This is a genomic window from Burkholderia multivorans ATCC BAA-247 (assembly GCF_000959525.1).
Taxonomy (GTDB): Bacteria; Pseudomonadota; Gammaproteobacteria; order Burkholderiales; family Burkholderiaceae; genus Burkholderia; species Burkholderia multivorans.
The window spans coordinates 300,069-317,229 of sequence record NZ_CP009831.1; the positions used below are offsets into that span (position 1 = coordinate 300,069).

General features: G+C 67.9%; 17 protein-coding genes. 7 read left to right on the forward strand and 10 right to left on the reverse strand.

Annotated elements, in window-relative coordinates; all coding sequences use genetic code 11:
• Nucleotides 1-138: 138 nt before the first annotated feature.
• Complete coding sequence (locus NP80_RS03615; RefSeq protein WP_012217756.1) at nt 139-387, reverse strand: hypothetical protein; 249 nt, start codon at nt 385-387, stop codon at nt 139-141.
• A gap of 103 nt (nt 388-490) precedes the next feature.
• Nucleotides 491-1,108, reverse strand: coding sequence for a LysE family translocator (locus NP80_RS03620; RefSeq protein WP_006404570.1), 618 nt, complete (start codon nt 1,106-1,108; stop codon nt 491-493).
• 465 nt (nt 1,109-1,573) lie between these two features.
• Between NP80_RS03620 and NP80_RS03625 the strand changes: the two genes are divergently transcribed.
• The 5 genes from NP80_RS03625 to NP80_RS03645 all read left to right on the forward strand — a co-directional run bounded on the left by NP80_RS03625 (nt 1,574) and on the right by NP80_RS03645 (nt 6,624).
• Nucleotides 1,574-1,849, forward strand: a complete 276-nt coding sequence (locus NP80_RS03625) for a metal/formaldehyde-sensitive transcriptional repressor (protein WP_006409366.1) — start codon at nt 1,574-1,576, stop codon at nt 1,847-1,849.
• 11 nt (nt 1,850-1,860) lie between these two features.
• Nucleotides 1,861-2,883: a CDF family Co(II)/Ni(II) efflux transporter DmeF gene (gene dmeF / locus NP80_RS03630; protein ID WP_006409373.1), complete on the forward strand. Its 1,023-nt coding sequence runs from the start codon at nt 1,861-1,863 to the stop codon at nt 2,881-2,883.
• Nucleotides 2,880-3,071 carry a DUF1289 domain-containing protein gene (locus tag NP80_RS03635; RefSeq protein WP_006409371.1) on the forward strand — a complete coding sequence of 64 codons (192 nt, stop codon included), beginning with the start codon at nt 2,880-2,882 and terminating at the stop codon, nt 3,069-3,071. Before dmeF ends, NP80_RS03635 begins: the two co-directional genes overlap by 4 nt.
• Before the next feature lie 130 nt (nt 3,072-3,201).
• Entirely contained in the window at nt 3,202-4,404 is a 1,203-nt protein-coding gene (locus NP80_RS03640) for an MFS transporter (RefSeq protein ID WP_006404564.1), read from the forward strand.
• A gap of 291 nt (nt 4,405-4,695) precedes the next feature.
• On the forward strand, nt 4,696-6,624 hold the full coding sequence (locus tag NP80_RS03645) for an SMP-30/gluconolactonase/LRE family protein (protein ID WP_035946161.1): 1,929 nt from the start codon (nt 4,696-4,698) through the stop codon (nt 6,622-6,624).
• Nucleotides 6,625-6,828: 204 nt separating this feature from the next.
• Here the strand turns inward: NP80_RS03645 and xylB are convergent, their stop codons facing one another.
• The 8 genes from xylB to NP80_RS28745 form a co-directional block, all read right to left on the reverse strand.
• Nucleotides 6,829-8,295: a xylulokinase gene (xylB, locus tag NP80_RS03655; protein ID WP_045593078.1), complete on the reverse strand. Its 1,467-nt coding sequence runs from the start codon at nt 8,293-8,295 to the stop codon at nt 6,829-6,831.
• Nucleotides 8,292-9,227 (reverse strand): AraC family transcriptional regulator, encoded by a 936-nt coding sequence (locus NP80_RS03660; protein WP_006410217.1) that lies wholly within the window; start codon nt 9,225-9,227, stop codon nt 8,292-8,294. The genes xylB and NP80_RS03660 overlap by 4 nt, the downstream gene beginning before the upstream one ends.
• 32 nt (nt 9,228-9,259) lie before the next feature.
• On the reverse strand, nt 9,260-10,459 hold the full coding sequence (locus NP80_RS03665) for an ABC transporter ATP-binding protein (protein ID WP_006410219.1): 1,200 nt from the start codon (nt 10,457-10,459) through the stop codon (nt 9,260-9,262).
• A gap of 3 nt (nt 10,460-10,462) precedes the next feature.
• Nucleotides 10,463-11,497: an NAD(P)-dependent alcohol dehydrogenase gene (locus NP80_RS03670; RefSeq protein ID WP_006404556.1), complete on the reverse strand. Its 1,035-nt coding sequence runs from the start codon at nt 11,495-11,497 to the stop codon at nt 10,463-10,465.
• A gap of 10 nt (nt 11,498-11,507) precedes the next feature.
• Nucleotides 11,508-12,338 carry a carbohydrate ABC transporter permease gene (locus NP80_RS03675; protein WP_006404555.1) on the reverse strand — a complete coding sequence of 277 codons (831 nt, stop codon included), beginning with the start codon at nt 12,336-12,338 and terminating at the stop codon, nt 11,508-11,510.
• Nucleotides 12,326-13,276 carry a carbohydrate ABC transporter permease gene (locus tag NP80_RS03680; protein WP_006410225.1) on the reverse strand — a complete coding sequence of 317 codons (951 nt, stop codon included), beginning with the start codon at nt 13,274-13,276 and terminating at the stop codon, nt 12,326-12,328. Before NP80_RS03680 ends, NP80_RS03675 begins: the two co-directional genes overlap by 13 nt.
• Nucleotides 13,260-14,525, reverse strand: a complete 1,266-nt coding sequence (locus NP80_RS03685) for an ABC transporter substrate-binding protein (RefSeq protein WP_232356517.1) — start codon at nt 14,523-14,525, stop codon at nt 13,260-13,262. Before NP80_RS03685 ends, NP80_RS03680 begins: the two co-directional genes overlap by 17 nt.
• Nucleotides 14,526-15,032: 507 nt before the next feature.
• Complete coding sequence (locus NP80_RS28745) at nt 15,033-15,188, reverse strand: DUF3309 family protein (protein WP_006404550.1); 156 nt, start codon at nt 15,186-15,188, stop codon at nt 15,033-15,035.
• A 198-nt stretch (nt 15,189-15,386) separates the two neighbouring features.
• Between NP80_RS28745 and NP80_RS03695 the strand changes: the two genes are divergently transcribed.
• Together NP80_RS03695 and NP80_RS03700 are read left to right on the forward strand one after the other, a co-directional pair.
• Nucleotides 15,387-16,061, forward strand: coding sequence for a histidine phosphatase family protein (locus NP80_RS03695; RefSeq protein WP_035946882.1), 675 nt, complete (start codon nt 15,387-15,389; stop codon nt 16,059-16,061).
• 31 nt (nt 16,062-16,092) lie between these two features.
• Entirely contained in the window at nt 16,093-17,124 is a 1,032-nt protein-coding gene (locus NP80_RS03700; protein WP_006410220.1) for a phosphotransferase, read from the forward strand.
• Nucleotides 17,125-17,161 lie beyond the last annotated feature (37 nt).

The window sequence follows — 17,161 nt, forward strand, 5'->3', positions numbered from 1 at the left end:
GGCGTTCGGGGCGGCGCGCCCGGCTCGGCCAGTGGGTCGCGGCTCGCGGCTCGCCTCTCGCGACTCGCGTGCGTCGTCGCGCAAAAGCATCCGGGCCGCATTCGCGGCCCGTCGACTCGGCGGCACGTGTGCCGCCGTTCATTCTTCCGCGTCGTGTTCCTTCACGAACGTGCGCAGATACGCGCGCAGCGCGGCCTCGCGGCAGCGGTGATCGGCGAGGTTCGCGGCGCCCATCTCTTCCTCGTCGCCGAACAGCGTCGGCGGCGCGCAGTAAGTGCCGACTTCGATGTCCTCGCGCAGCACGCGGATGTCGTGCGTGCCCGGATGGTATTCGGCCACCCAGTGCATTCCTTCGATGCGCTCGCCCGCCCTCAGCATTGGCTTCATCGGCAATCTCCCGGCAGCGGCGGCGCAGCCGGCGAAGCGGCTGCACGCGTCAGTAGCGAGAGCGTACGCCTGCGTCGCGCGAAGCTCAATGGGCGGTGAGCGCTCACTGCGGCAATACGTGCGCGACGAGCGGATACAGGGACAGGATCAGCAGCACGGCCATCGTCACGTTGAAGATGCGCAGCGCGCGCGGATTCGACAGGAAACGCCGCAGGCCGAGGCCGAACGCGGCCCACAGGCTGATGCACGGAAAGCCGATCAGCACGAATACGACGGCCATCCACGCGGCGTTCATGCCGTAATCGGCGGACAGCCGGATCGTCGTCGCGGCGGTCAGCACCATCATCCATGCCTTCGGATTGACCCATTGGAACGCGGCGGCTTCGATGAACGTCATCGGCCGCGGCTTTGCGCCGTGCGCCTTCACTTCGCCGGACGTGCCGATGCGCCAGGCGAGATACAGCAGATACGCGACGCTCGCGACTTCGAGAACCGTGTATAGCAGCGGCACGCGCTTGAACGCTTCGCCGAGTCCGAAGCCGACGCAGAGCATGAGGATCGCGACGCCGATGCTGATACCAAACAGGTGCGGCATCGTGCGGCGAAAGCCGAAATTGACGCCGGATGCGAGCAGCATCGTGTTGTTCGGGCCGGGCGTGATCGACGTGACGAGCGCGAACAGCATGCCGGCGGGCAGCGCGCTCAGCGTGAGGAATTCCATCGCGAGTTCTCCATTCGGGTTCTGGGCAGGAATGGAGTCAGTGTAATGACGATTGTCAGTACAGTACCGGTACAGATTGCCTGGCGAATGCCGGTACGGGCGGCGCGCGCTTGGCCGGCAAATCGTTACGGCGGCCATCAGCCCTACGCGATCGCCGCCGAATGTCCGGCAGATGACTGAACGACGCTCTTCGCGGCCCCGTCTGGAAGATATGGCATGGGCCGGAATCGCCTCTTCTGTCGTGACGGAGGGGCACAATGCCGCGCGAAAGGGCTTGCGCACGCTCGGGCGCCCAGAACGATATTGCGCCGGTTGCATCGGCATGGCCGCGTGTTTTCGCGCGCTCCGCGCAACGCCCCGTACGCATCTGCCCCCCTCCGCGAATCCCGACTCCGACGATATACCCCTCCCCCCTATTTGGCCAAAATCGCCTATACTCCCCCCCGGTATATTCGAGAACGCACCATGAGCCATACGATCAAGGAAAAGCAAAAACTGCTGAACCGTGTCCGCCGTATCAAGGGACAGGTGGAAGCGATCGAGCGCGCGCTCGAGGAAGAGCGCAGCTGCAGCGAAATCCTGCAATTGATCACGAGCGGGCGCGGCGCGATGAACGGTTTGCTCGCGCTGGTGCTCGAGGATCACATCCGCAGCCATCTGGTCGATGCGGACGATACGCACGCGGACGAAGGCGGCGCGACCGAGCAGCTGGTCGCGGTCGTTCGCAGCTACTTCAAGTGATCGGGGGCCGGGTGAACGATTTCAGGAATGCCGCGTTCGGCGCGGGACACGACCACATCTTTCTCGGCGCCGCGCACGAGCGAAACGAGCGCAGGACGTGGATGGTGATCGCGCTGTGTGCGGCGATGATGGTGGCGGAGATCGTCGGCGGGTCGCTGTTCGGCTCGCTCGCGCTCGTCGCGGACGGGCTCCACATGTCGACGCACGCGGGCGCGATGCTGATCGCCGCGCTCGCGTACACGTACGCGCGCCGGCACGCGCGCGATCCTCGCTTCGTGTTCGGCACCGGCAAGCTCGGCGATCTGGCCGGCTTTACGAGCGCGATCGTGCTCGCGATGATCGCGCTGCTGATTGGTTACGAGGCCGTCGCCCGCCTGCTGTCGCCGGTGCCGATCCATTTCGGCGAGGCGATTCCGATCGCGGTGGCCGGGCTAGTCGTCAATATCGTGAGCGCGTGGTTGTTGAGCGGCGATCATCATCACGGGCACGACCATCACGGTCATCACCACCACAACCACGATCACAACCACGATCACAACCACGAGCACAACGACGAGCACAACGACGAGCACGACGCCCACGCCCCCTCCGTCGCCGCGACACGCGACCACAATCTGCGCTCCGCCTACATCCACGTGATCGCCGATGCTGCCGTCTCGCTGTTGACGATCGTCGGGCTGCTGCTCGCGCGCGCATTCGGCTGGGTCTGGATGGACCCGCTCGCCGGCATCGTGGGCGCGCTCGTGATCGCGAACTGGTCGTACGGACTGATGCGCGACACCGGCGGCGTCCTGCTCGACATGAATGCGGACCGCCGCTTGACGGAACGCGTGCGGCACGCGCTCGAGCACGATGGCGATACGGTCGGCGATCTGCACGTATGGCGTGTGGGGCCCGGCCACATGAGCGCGATCGTCTCCGTGACGACCGACGATCCGACGCGCGATGCGCGCTTCTATCACGGCCTGCTGCGGCACATCGGCGGCCTGTCGCACGTGACCGTCGAAGTGCTGCCGGCCGCGGCGGGGCAATGACGATGGCAGTCCGATCGCCTTGCGTCGAAGTCTGCGCGTTCGACGGCCGCACCGGCTACTGCATCGCCTGCCTGCGCACGCGCGACGAAGCGCGCGAGTGGAAGAAGATGACCGACCATCGTCGTCACCGGATCGTCAACGACCGCGCGCGTCGGCAGGCGAAGCTCGCGCGCGCCGCGTCGGACTGACGCGCGCGCTCGAACCGCGGCCGAGCGAGCGTATATAGCCGGCCGATTGCGTTCGCGCCAGCCGCCGGGCATGCTGTCACGCACGCATGCGGCCGCACACCGCCGCCGCGCGCCACCACCACGACCAACGATGACGACCTCGCCGCCGACGGCCGCCAAACCCGCGATTCCGCGTACCGTATGGGCGCTGGGTTTCGTGAGCCTCTGCATGGATCTTTCCTCGGAGCTGATCCACGCGCTGCTGCCGATCTACCTCGTGTCGACGATGGGGATGAGCGTCGCCGCGCTCGGCGTGCTCGAAGGGGCGGCGGAGGCGACCGCGATGATCGTCAAGGTGTTTTCCGGCGCGATCAGCGACTGGCTCGGGCGCCGCAAAGGGCTGCTGCTGCTCGGCTACGGGCTCGCCGCCTTGACCAAGCCGCTGTTTCCGCTCGCAGCCACGCCGTCGGTCGTCGTCGCCGCGCGCCTGCTCGACCGCGTCGGCAAAGGGATACGCGGCGCGCCGCGCGATGCGCTGGTGGCCGACGTCGCGCCGCCCGAGATTCGCGGCGCGTGCTTCGGCCTGCGGCAGTCGATGGATACGGTCGGCGCGTTTCTGGGCCCGCTGCTCGCGATCGTGCTGATGTTCTGCTTCGGCGACCGCATTCGCACCGTGTTGTGGTTCGCGGTGGTGCCGGCTTTCGCCGCGATTGTGCTGATCGTCGCCGGCGTTCGGGAACCCGTGCGCACGCAGCCGCGGCGTTTCCGTGCCCCGCTGCATTGGCGCGCGCTCGGCGCGTTCCCGCGGCAATACTGGTTCGTCGTCGCAGTGGGCGCGACGTTTACGCTCGCGCGCTTCAGCGAAGCGTTCCTCGTGCTGCGCGCGCAGCAGACGGGGCTCGATATCGCGTGGATACCGGCCGTGATGGTCGCGATGAGCGCCGCGTATTCGCTGTCCGCATGGCCGGCCGGCATCCTGTCGGACCGGCTCGATCGGCGCGTGCTGCTTGCGCTCGGCATGGCGATGCTGATCGTCGCGGATCTATTGCTCGGCGCCGGCACGTCGACGGTGTCGATGTTCGTCGGCGTCGCCGCGTGGGGTCTGCATATGGGGCTCACGCAAGGCATTCTCGCCGCGATGGTGTCGGAAACGTCGCCGGCCGAGCTGCGCGGAACGGCGTTCGGCGTGTTCAATCTGGTCAGCGGCGTCTGCATGCTGCTCGCGAGCAGCATCGCCGGTGTGCTGTGGGCACGCTTCGGCGCATCGACGACGTTCTTCGTCGGAGCGGCACTCGTCGTGGTGCCGCTCGCGCTGTGTCGCGCGATGCCGCGTCCCGGCACGTCGTCCGCATGATGTCGGATGGTGCGGCGCGGAACGATCGCGACACGCACTCTGCCGCATGTCGAGCCGGTGCCGTTTCGGCAACGATCCGACGCAGTGTCAACGTTCGTTGAACGATGGACCGTCCGCAATTTTTTTCGAATTAAATCCGGCTATGCTCGGCGCTCCTCGTCGCCGGCGCACCGGACGCGATACCGGCTGCGCCGGCCGATTCCGCGAAAAAAAATCGACGGATCGCCGATCCGCGCGCGCCTGCCCGCGGCCGTCGACGTGAACGATCGCACGTTCAGGAGGGCATCAGTCATGGTCGCGATGAATCGCATTCGAGCGGTGCTCGTCGCCGTCGCGCTTGCCGCGGCCGCACCATCCCGCGCGCAGAACGCCACCGACTGGCTGGCGAACACCTACGGCACGCTGGCCGCGCACGTCGGCAACGCGGCACGGTCGATGTGGGTCGCGCCGGAAGGCGTGATCTACACCGCGTCGATGTGGGACGAGGAGGCGGGCGGCGTGTCGATCTATCGGAACCACCGAACGCTCGGCTCGATCGGCGCGCACGGCGAATTCCAGGGCAGCGCGATCACCGGCAACGCGACGTCGATCTTCGTCGCGCTGCAGGCCGGCAAAGCATACGGAAGCGGTGCGGTCGGCCGCTACGACCGCACGACGAAAGCGCGCGACCGCTTCATCCAGGTCACTGCGTCGACGAATCAGCCGCGCGTGGACGTCGTCACCGGTCTCGCGACGGCCGGCTCGCTGCTCTATGCGAGCGACTTCTACGGCAACCGCGTGCGCGTGTTTACGACCGACGGCGTGTGGCAGCGCGACATCGCCGTGTCGAGCCCCGGCGCGCTCGCGCTCGACGGCGCGGGCAACGTGTGGGTCGCGCAGAAGCATGCGGGCACGATCGTTCAGTTCAGCGCGACCGGCGCATTGCTGAACACGATCCGGATGGCGGCCGACGCGCGGCCGGCGTCGCTCTATTTCGATGCGGCGGCGAACGAGCTGATGGTCGGCGACGAAGGGCCCGACATGAACATCAAGCGCTACGCGATCGCGGGCCGCCCGGCGCTGGCCGGCACGTTCGGCGTGCGCGGCGGTTATCTCGACACGACGACCGGCATCAAGGGGCAGGTCGGCGCGAAGCGCTTCACGCGCGTGGCCGGCATCGGCAAGGACGCGGCCGGCAACCTGTACGTGCTGAACAATCCGTGGGGCGGCAGCTGGGATCTCGGCCGCGACGGCGCGACCGACATTCACGCGTACAGCAGCGCCGGCAGCCTGCGGTGGACGCTGCAGGCACTGAACTTCGAGGCGATCGCGGCGCCCGATCCGGCCACCGACGGCGCGTTGTTCTACGGCGGCACGCACATCTACAGCGGCACCGCGGGCGGCACGTTGGTCGCGAACACCGTCGACCCGTTCAGCTATCCGGCGGACCCGCGCATCGATCCGAACGACGTGCAGCGCGACGAGCATTTCGGGCATGTCGTGTCGGTCGGCGGGCACCGGATCCTCGTCGCGTCCGGCCAGAATCCGCCGATCTTCTACTTCTTCCACTTCAACGACGCGAACGGCTACGTCGCGATTCCGGACGGCTCGCTTCCCGGCCCGGCGTTCAATACGACGCGCCGCGTGACGAGCGGCTTCAGTCTCGACGGCAACGGCGACGTGTGGGTCGGGTTGGACAAGACGGGCGTGATCCACCACTACCCGCTGGCGGGTTTCGATGCAAACGGCAAGCCGTCGTGGGGCGCACCCGACACGATTCCGGTGCCGGCCAGCATCCAGCCGCTCACGCGCATCGTCTATCTCGCGGACAGCGACACGATGATCCTCGCGCAAGGTCCGACGGGCGGCACCGACTGGACGGCGATCGGCACGCGGATCGAGGTGTATCACGGCTGGCGCGCGGGCAATACCACGCGGCCGAATCCGGTGATCACGCTGCCGCACACGACCGCGAAATCGATCGATGCGGCGGGCGATCATCTGTTCGTCGGCTATTGGTTCGGCACCGGTCAGCCGCTGCCGGACATCGATGCGTTCAACCTGACGACCGGTCGCCTCGACGCGACGCTGGTGAACACGAGCAGCGCGACGGTCGATGCGAGCAGCGCGCTCGATTCGATGTACGGCGTGAAGGCGTACCGCCGCTCGACCGGCGAATACGTCGTGATGAAGAACAACGTGAAGGCGTCGAGCATCACCGTGTACCGGTGGAAGCCGTGAGCGGCGGCGCATTGACGGGCGCCGGCGCCGACGTGGGCAATGACGCGAGCCGCCGTGCGAAACCGTCCGCCGGCGGACGTTCTGCGATCGAAATCCGAAACGATTGCCGAACGCGCGTGGCGACGCCGACCGTCGCGCAGGATGCACGCGCCGTTCCGGCACGCGCGTTTGCGTTGCGCCGAACCGCGTGCGCCGTGTCGCGCGTCAATCGGCGCGCCTGAACTCGTCGCGAAGCGCGCGGTACAGCCGTCGATACCGCGCGAGCCGGCCGGCGAGCAGATCGACGCCGGCGGGCTCGGGCGCGATCGTCTCGACGACGGGCGGCGCGACACAGACTTCCGCGAGCGCATCGCCGGTTGCCGCGAGCCGCGCGAGCCGTGCGGCGCCGAGCGCCGCGCCGATCGCACCGTCCGCATGACGCAGCATCGCGAGCCCGGTCGCATTCGCGCACAGCCGTGCCCACAACACGCTCTTCGAGCCGCCGCCGATGAACGACACCGCGTCGAGCGTCGTGCCGGCCGCGCGCAGCGCATCGTAGCCGTCGGCCATCGCGAACGCGACGCCTTCCATCACCGCATACGCGAGATCGTCGGCGCCGTGCTCGTTCGATACGCCGAAGAACACGCCGCGCGCGTGCGCGTCGTTGTGCGGCGTGCGTTCGCCGCCGAGATACGGCAGGAACAGCGGCGCGCGGGCCGGATCGGCGCGTTCGGCGCGCGCGGCCAGCGCGCCGGGCGTCGTGCCGTGCGCGCGTGCGAGCCAGTCGAGGCTCGCGGCGGCCGACAGGATCACGCTCATCTGGTGCCAGCGTCCTTCGACGCAGTGGCAGAACGCGTGCACGGCGGCGTCCGGGTTCGGCGCGAAGCGGTCGTTGCCGGCGAACAGCACACCCGACGTGCCGAGCGAGAGGAAGCCGCTGCCCGCGCCGGTGACGCCCATGCCGAGCGCCGAGGCCGCGTTGTCGCCGGCGCCGCCCGCGATCGCGACCGGTCCGGCGATTCCCCATTCGCGCCGCAGCGCATCGCGCAGCTGCGCGGCGGCGGCGTTGCCTTCGACGACGCGCGGCATCTGCTCGCGCGACAGTCCGGTGGCGGCGAGCATCCGGTCGGACCAGTCGCGGCGCGCGCAGTCGAGCCACAGCGTGCCCGACGCGTCCGACATGTCGGACACGAACTCGCCGGACAGGCGCCACGCGACGTAGTCCTTCGGCAGCAGCACTTTGTGTACCGCGCGGAACACCGCCGGCTCGTACTTCGCGAGCCACATCAGCTTCGGCGCGGTGAAGCCGGGCATCGCCATGTTGCCGGTGATCGTGCGCGATTCGGGCACCAGCGCCTCGAGCTCGACGCATTCGGTGCCGGCGCGCGTGTCGTTCCACAGGATGGCCGGGCGCAGCACCTGGCCCGCGCGATCGACGAGCGTCGCGCCGTGCATCTGCCCGGACAGCGCGATGCCGCGCAGCGCGGCAAAGCCGGCCGGATGCGCGGCGCGCACGGACGCGATCGCATCGAGCGTCGCGTGCCACCACGCCTGCGGGCTCTGCTCGGACCAGTGCGGGTGCGGCCGGCTGATCGACAGCGTGGCCGATCCGGTCGCGAGCGGGACCGATCGGGAATCGGTGAGAAGAACCTTGACCTCGGACGTGCCGAGATCGATGCCGAGAAAAGTCACGTATGAAGCGTCCTGTCTGGGGCGCGTGACGGCGCTCGCCGCGAGGGCGGCGCATCGTCGCGGCCATGCGGTTCGTTGAGCCGGTGCAGCGCGCGGAACTTCGACGGCGGCACCTGTTTCATCGCGAGAAACTGTCGATTGAAGTTCGACAGGTTGTTGAAGCCGACCCGATAGCAGATGTCGGTGACCGTCAGGTCGGAGAACATCAGCAGCTCGCACGCCTCGTTGATGCGCAGCCGGTTCAGATAGCGGACGAACGACGAACCCGTATGGCGGCGGAAAAAGCGCGTGAACGTGCTGACGCTCATGCCGGCGAACGCGGCGACGTCCGCCTCGCGCAGCATGCCGGGCAGATTCTGCTGCAGATACGACAGCACCTGGTTGATCGTCGACGACATGTAGTGCTGCGCGTCGATCCGGTAGCCGGGGCCGGCGAGCACGCGCCGCTCGCGGCACGACGACAGCCGGTCGAACAGCGACATCAGGATCTCGACGCGGCGGCAGCCGTGCGCGTTCGCGAGCTCGAGCATCAGCGGTGCGACCTCGCGGCCGACGCGATCGGGAAACTGCACGCCGCGCGATGCGTCGTCGATCAGCTCGATCACCGGCTGCAGCTCGCTGAAGGCGCCGACCATCTTCTCGATCGCGTCGCGCGAGAACTGCAGCACGACGTCGCGCGACGGCACGCGTTCGCCGTCGGCGAGCTCGCTGACCCAGTTGTGCGGCAGATTCGGGCCGGTGACGATCAGGTTGCCCGGACCGAAATCGCCGATGTGGTCGCCGACGAACATCTTGCCGTGCGACGCCTGGATCAGATGAATCTCGTACTCCGGGTGAAAGTGCCACTTCGCGACCGAATGCGGATAGTCATGGACCCACGCACGAAACGATTCGTCGCGATGGGTAGGAACGATCTCGAGATCCGGGTTCATCGTGTGCTCCGTCTGCGTGGCGTGCCGGCGCGCTACGGGCGGGACATCGACCAGCCTGTCGCGGCGGGCGGCACGGTGTGCGCGGCCTGCGCGGGCGGCGTCGCGGGCGCGACCGGGTCGGCGTTCGCGTCCGGCAGCGTGACGTTGCGCTCGGTGCCGGCGTCGAACAGATGCAGCGCCGCTTCGTCGAAGCGCAACGCTACCACGGTGCCCGGCGCCGGAGCCATCGGGGCCGGCACGAGGGCCGCGCACGGCCGGCCGTGCCAGTCGAGCGTGACGAGCGCCTCCGCGCCGAGCAGCTCGACGAGTTCGACCGTGCCGGTCAGCGCGAGCGCGTCGGGCCGCGCGTCGCCGTCGGCCGCGAGCCTCAGGTGATTCGGGCGGATCGCGACCTTCACGTGCCGGCCGTGCTGCAACTGCGCGAAGCGCGGCGCCGCGAGCGGCCAGCGCACGCCGTTGCAGTCGAGCAGCACGCTCGAGCCCGCGCGCTCGATCGTGCCGTCCGCGAAATTCATCGCCGGCGTGCCGACGAAGCCGGCCGCGAACACCGTGTGCGGCTGCCCGTACAGCTCGGCCGGCGTGCCGATCTGCTCGATGCGGCCGCCGCGCATCAGCACGACGCGATCGGCGAGCGTCATCGCTTCGAGCTGGTCGTGCGTCACGTACAGCGTCGTGGTCTTCAGCCGCCGGTGCAGCCGCTTGATGTCGCCGCGCAGCTGCGTGCGCAGCTTCGCGTCGAGATTCGACAGCGGCTCGTCGAACAGGAACACCGCGGGCGTCTTGATCATCGCGCGCGCGATCGCCGTGCGCTGCTGCTGCCCGCCCGACATCGCCCTCGGCCGGCGGTCGAGCAGCGCATCGAGGCTCAGAATCTGCGCGACCTCGCGCACGCGGCGATCGATCTCGTCGGCCGGCAGCTTCAGCCGGCGCAGGCCGAACGCGATGTTGTCGTACACCGTCATGTGCGGGTAGAGCGCGTAGTTCTGGAACACCATCGCGACGTTGCGCTCGCGCGGCGGCAGGTCGTTGACCACCGCGTCGCCGATCACGAGCTCGCCGCCGGTGATCGCCTCGAGGCCCGCGATCATCCGCAGCATCGTCGATTTGCCGCAGCCGGACGGGCCGAGCAGCACGATGAATTCGCCGTCGGCGATGTCGAGATCGAGCGGATGCAGCACGGCCGGGCCGCCGTCGTAGTGTTTCGATAACGCGTTGCAGACGATCCGTGCCATGGCTCAATCCATTTCGATCTGAATCTTGACGTCGCGCGGATGGCCGCTCGCCGCTTCCTCGAATGCGCGCACGCCTTCGGAGAACGGGAACGTGCGCGAGATGAACGGCTTCACGTCGATCGCGCCGGATGCGATCAGCGCGAGCGCGCGCGGAAAGATGTTCGCGTAGCGGAACACCGATTCGATCCGGCCTTCCTTCGCCTGCAGCGCGACCACGTCGAGCGGCACTGGCGCCACCGGCATCCCGATCAGCACCGCGCAGCCGCCCGCGCACATCAGGTCGACGAGATTCGCATAGGCGTTCGCGCTGCCGCTCGCCTCGAACACGACGTCCGCGCCCCAGCCGCCGGTGACGTCGGCTACCGCGTCGGCGAGCGACGTGGTACGCACGTCGACGGTCGTGACCGCCGGGTTGCCGTCGAACAGCGCGAGCTTGTCGGGCACGACGTCGGCGAGAATCACGCGCGCGGCGCCGCCCGCGAGCGCGGCGAGCGTCGTCATCGCGCCGATCGTGCCCGCGCCGATCACGACCGCGATGTCGCCGGGCTTCATCGCGGCCTTCTTCGCGGCCTGCAGCCCGATCGACAGCGGCTCGACGATCGCGCCCTCGGCGAACGACACGTTGTCGGGCAGCCGGTACGTGAACGCGGCCGGATGCACGACGTACGGCGTCAGGCAGCCATGCACCGGCGGCGTCGCCCAGAAGCGCACGTCGGGATCGAGGTTGTACAGCCCGCGCAGCGTCGCGGGCGAATCGAGGCGCGGCACGCCGGGCTCCATGCATACGCGGTCGCCGACGCGCAAGTGCGTGACGTCCGCACCGGTCTCGACGACGATGCCCGCCGCCTCGTGGCCGAGCACCATCGGCGCGTCGACGCGGAACGGGCCGATCGCGCCGTGCACGTAGTAATGCACGTCGCTGCCGCAGACGCCGACCGTATGAATCTTGATCCGGACGTCGCCGGGGCCGACCTCGAGCGGCAGGTCGATATCGCGCAGCGCGAGCTCGCGCGTGCGTTCGAGTACGAGCGCTTTCAACGCATCCTCCTTATTTTCCCTTGACCATCGAATTGAGCAGACGGCTCAGCATGCCGACGAACACGAGCGGCGGCAGCGCGAGCAGCACCGTCGACGCGTTGATCACGCCCCACGGCACTTCCTGTCCGAGCGACGTGAACGCCGATGCCACCACCGGCAGCGTCGCGCTGCGCGACGACGTCAGCGCGAGCGCGATCATCAGCTCGTTCCACACGAGCACGAAGCTGAACACGATGCCGCCGAGCAGCGTGCTCGCGCACACCGGCAGCGCGATATGCCAGAACACCGCGTACGGCCCGTAGCCGTCGAGCGCGGCCGCTTCCTCGATCTCGCGCGGCAGCCGGCGGAACACCGGAATCGACAGCCACGTGATCGTCGACAGCGTGACGAGCAGGTACGTGACGATCATCGACAGCTTCGTGTCGTACAGCCCGAGATCGACCCAGATCGCGATCAGCGGCACCGCGATCGCGACCGGCGGTAGAAAGCGCAGCGACAGCAGGAAGAACTGGATGTCGCGCTTGCCGCGTATCGGATAGCGGGCGATCGCATATGCGGCCGGCACGCCGAGCAGTGCGCCGAGCACGACGGCCGCGCCGACGATCGCGATGCTGTTGCCGAGCCCGATCAGTACTTCGGGGCTCGACAGCACCTGCTCGTAGTTCGCGAGCGTCGGCACGAACAGGAAGCGCGGCGTCGGCGTCACGATGTCGAGCAGATGCTTCAGCGAATTCAGCACGGCCCAGAACAGCGGGAACGCGGCGACGAGCAGGATCGCGGCACCGATCGCGACGGTGAGAGCCGGCGCGGCGATGCCGCCGCGGGCGGTCAGTCGTCCCATTTGTTGACCCTCTTCCAGATGAGCGTGAAGACGAGCGTGGTCGCGACCATCATCAGCACGGCCATGCTCGACGCATACGACACCTTGCCGGCGAGGCCGATGCCCTGCTGATACGCATACAGGTCCAGCGTCTCGGTCGCGATGCCGGGGCCGCCCTTGGTCATCACGTAGATCAGGTCGAACGAACGCAGCGACTCGACCATCTTGATGAACACCAGGCTCACGAGCGGCGCCTTCAGCATCGGCAGCGCGATATACGCGTGCACCTGCCACGTCGTCGCATAGTCGAGCCGCGCGGCTTCGAGCGGCTCCTGCGGCAGCGTCTCCAGCAGCTTCAGGATCACGACCGCGAAGAACAGCCCCCACTGCCACACGTCGACGAGCGCGACCGCGTACAGCGCGAGATGCGGATCGGCGAGGAACGCGGTGTTGCCGATGCCGAGCGCGCCGAGCAGCCAGCTCACGATCCCGGTGAGCGGCGCATACATGAACTTCCAGATGAACGCGGCCGAGACGCGCGGCAGCAGCACCGGCATGATCAGCACGAGCGACGCGATGCGCCGCCAGCGTCCGTGCACGCGCTCGAACATGAACACCGCGAGCGCGATCCCGACGATCACGGCGCCGGCTACCGTGACGATCTCCCACAGCGCCGACACCTCGATCGCATTGACGAAGCGGCGGTCGGACGCGAGCCGGAGGAAATTGCGCAGCCCGACGTATTCGCTGTCCGGGTAGCGCAGCACGCGATTGCGCAGCGCGAGATTGATCGCGGCGATCGTCGGAACGAGGCTCAGGACCGCGAGCAGCACGAGGGTCGGCGCGAGGAACACCCACGGCAGGCTCGTGCGGTCGCGCCGCGTGCGGCCGCGCGCGGCGCGCGCGACCGTTGTCACGCCGAGCGCATGCGCGCCGGCGCCGTCATTTGCGAGTGCCATGTTCGAGCGCATCCTTCGCGTACTGGGTTGCGTCGTCGAGCGTGCCGCGCACGTCGGTCTGCGTGCCGGTGAACACCTGTTCGAGCGCGATGCCGAGGTTGTCGCCGATGTCGGGCCACTGCGGCGTGCGCCAGATCGTCACCTGCGTGACGGGGTTCGTGTCGTTCAGGCCGGCCTGGATCTGCGGCGCGACGTGCTGCTTGAAGTACGGGCTGGCGATCGTGCTCGAGCGGTTGTAGTCGCTGAACACGCCGTTGCGCAGCCGCGCCTGTTCCTGCTCCTTGCTGGTCGCCCATGCGATGAAGCGGCCGGCCGCCATCCGCGTGCAGTCGTCCTTCGCGCCGAGCGCCGAGATCGCGAAGCCGTGTCCGTAGGCGGCCGACGGCAGCGGCGCGGGCGGACGCGTATAGCCGACCTTGCCCGCGACCGTCGACTTGCTCGCATCCTCCATCCAGTCCGCGAACGGCGTCGATTCGATCATGAACGCGACCTTGCCGGAGCGGAACGCTTCGAGCGCGTTGCTCCAGTCGTAGGTCGCGGAGCCCGGCGGCGCGTACTTGAACAGCTCGCTATACAGCTGCGTGGCCTTCACTGCGGCCGGCGAGTCGAACGCGGGCTGCCCGCTCTTGTCGGTCCACGTGCCGCCCATCCCGAGCATGAACGGCGCCCAGCGCCACACGTTCATTCCCGAGCCGCGCTGGCCGCGCGCGACCCAGCCGTACAGCTTCGGCGGCGCGTTCAGCTTCTTCACCGCGGCGACGAGCTCGTCGAGCGTCTTCGGCACCGGAATGTGTGCAGCGTCGAGGATGTCGCGGCGATAGAACAGGAAGTCGCCGCCGCCGATCAGCGGCGCGAAGTATGCGACGCCCTTGTAGCTCGCGACCGCGCGGCGGCCCGGCAGGAAATCGTCGTAGTCGTATTCCTTCGGGTAGTACTTGAGGAGCGGCACGATCCAGCCGGCCGACGCGAATTCGGCGACGTTCGCCTCGTCGACGTAGTAGACCTGATACGAGCCCGCGCCGGTCGACGCGTCGAGCCGCGATTTCGCGCGGCGATCGTTCTCGCCGAAGTAGCTGATCTCGACCTTGGTGCCGCTCTGCTTCTCGTAGCCGGGCAGCGATTTTTCCATGACGGACAGACCGAGACTCTTCTGCGCGAGCACGCGCAGAGTCGGCACCTTGCACGCCTGCGCGGCGGCGATGCCCGGCAGACAGGCGCCGAGCAGCACGCCCGCTGCGACGATTCGCATCTTGTTCACCCGTGTCTCCTTGATTGTGCTTGTTCGATTGCCGTCGGCGACGGCAGAGCCAATGGTGGGACGCGCGCACGCGGTTCACCACATCAAAAGGAAAGACGGGCCGATACTTTTTGCTCAGGTTCGGTCGTGCATTGCACAAAATGTGGTGGTCGATGTGCGCGCAACGGTCCTGTCGCGTGGTTTGACGCACTGCAGCGGCAAGCGCGTGCGGTCGTGTGCGGCCGTGGCGAAGCGGCGAGTCCGGTCAGTGGACCGAGGCAGTGACGGCGCGGAGCGCGGTCGCGAAGTACGCGGTGTGCGGATGCGGATGAAAAGTGGGAGACCGACGCGTATGGGCATCGGTCTCCCGGATGAAGGTGCTGCGAAACGTTTACGACGTGACAGCCCGATGTAAAGAATTCATGGTGGGCCGTTCGCAGCGCACGCGGTTCGGCGAGCGGCGCGCGCGGGCGGCGCCGGCGTAAGGCGCCGATTTGCGCGCGATGCGCGTCGCCCGGCTCATATACGACCCATCAACACCAGTATCACGACGATGATGACGATTAACCCGACCGTTCCCGACGGCCAATAGCCCCAGCTTCGGCTGTGAGGCCATGTAGGAAATGCTCCGATGAGCAGCAGAATCAGTATGACGATAAGGATCGTACCGAGCATCGCACCCCTCCTTTGAATTCGAGATGACAGTGTCTGCAGTCGCAATTCGTGTGCCGCTTCGGCGGGGTGCGACGACAAAGATGCCGTTCGACGCGCATCAATTCGCGTCGTGAATACAGGACGATTCAGAAAATAAATTTCGAAAATGCGGGCGTGCTCGCTATGCTGGCCCTTCCGTTTCGATCTGCGGGACATGCGATGGCTGAACTCTTTCTGGTGCGGCACGGGCAGGCGTCGTTCGGCACCGACGACTACGACAGGCTGTCCCACGTCGGCGTGCAGCAGGGCGTTTGGCTCGGCGAATACTTCGCGCGCGGGCATGCGCCGTTCGATCGCGTGATCTGCGGGACGATGACGCGGCATGCGCAGACGGTCGACGCGATCCTGCGCGGCATGGCGCGCGACGACATGCCGGTCGAGCGCCATCCGGGCCTGAACGAGTACGACTTCCACGGACTGTTCGCGGCGGCGGCCAGCGATTACCCGGAGATCGCGCGGCTTGCGGCCGGCTCGATGCACGAGCATTTCCGCGCGTTCAAGCAGGTGCTGCAGCTGTGGACGGAAGACCGGCTCGGCCCGGCGGCGCCGGAAAGCTGGGCGCACTTCCAGCAACGCGTGGCCGATGCGCGCGCGGCGATCCGGCAGTCGGGCGGCAAGCGCGTGCTCGCGGTCAGTTCCGGCGGGCCGATCGCGGTGACGATCCAGCAGGTGCTGACCGCGCCGCCCGCGAGCGCGATCGCGCTGAACCTGCAGATCCGCAACAGCAGTCTTTCGCAGTTTTTCTTCAACGCCGAAGCGTTCCATCTGGCGTCGTTCAACGGGATCCCGCATCTGGAGGATCCGGAGCGACAGTCGTTCCGGACCTATGGCTGATCCGAACACGCACTCACGAACGATCGCGACGATGACGAACACCACCCAGCAACTCGACGTTGGCCGCCTTGCGCGTTATCTCGAACGGCATGTTCCGGGCTTCGAAGGGCCCGTCGACGCGGAGAAGTTTGCCGGCGGCCAGTCGAACCCGACCTTTCTGCTGACCGCGAAGAGCGGCCGCTACGTGCTGCGTCGGCAGCCGCCGGGCGAACTGCTGAAGTCCGCGCACGCCGTCGACCGCGAGTTCCGCGTGCTGAGCGCGCTGTCGCGCACCGCGGTACCGGTCGCGCGGCCGTATCACTTGTGCGAGGACCGCGACGTGATCGGCAGCCTGTTCTACGTGATGAGCTACGAGGACGGCCGCATCTTCTGGAATCCGGCGCTGCCGGAACTGGCGCAGGCCGATCGCTCAACCTGCTACGACGCGGTGCTGCGGACGATGGCCGCGCTGCACGACGTCGACGTCGACGCGGTCGGCCTCGGCGACTACGGCCGCCCCGGCAACTATTTCGAACGCCAGATCGGCGTGTGGACGAAGCAGTATCGGGCGGCGGAAACGGAGCGCCTCGACGCGATGGAGATGCTGATCGACTGGCTGCCGCGCGCCTGCCCGGACGATACCGGCCGCCCCGCGCTCGTTCACGGCGATTTCCGGCTCGACAACCTGATGTTCGAACGCGACGACTATCGCGTGAAGGCCGTGCTCGATTGGGAACTGTCGACGCTCGGCAATCCGCTCGCCGATCTCGCGTATTTCTGCATGTGCCTGCGTCTGCCCGCGGACGGCCATATTCCGGGGCTCGCGGGCCAGGACCGCGCGGCGCTCGGCGTGCCGGACGAAGCGCAGATCGTCGCGCGCTACTGCGCGCTGCGCGGGATCGAGCCGATTCGCGACTGGCATTTCTATCTCGCGTTCAGCTTCTTCCGGCTCGCGGCCATCGCGCAGGGCGTGAAGGCGCGCGCGCTGCAGGGCAACGCGTCGAACGAGCAGGCGCTGCGCGTCGGCGCGATGGCGGGGCGGCTCGCGGAGCAGGCGGTCCGCGTGATCGACGCGCATCGCTGAGCCGCGCAACGACCTGACGACATTCAATGGAGGAGCG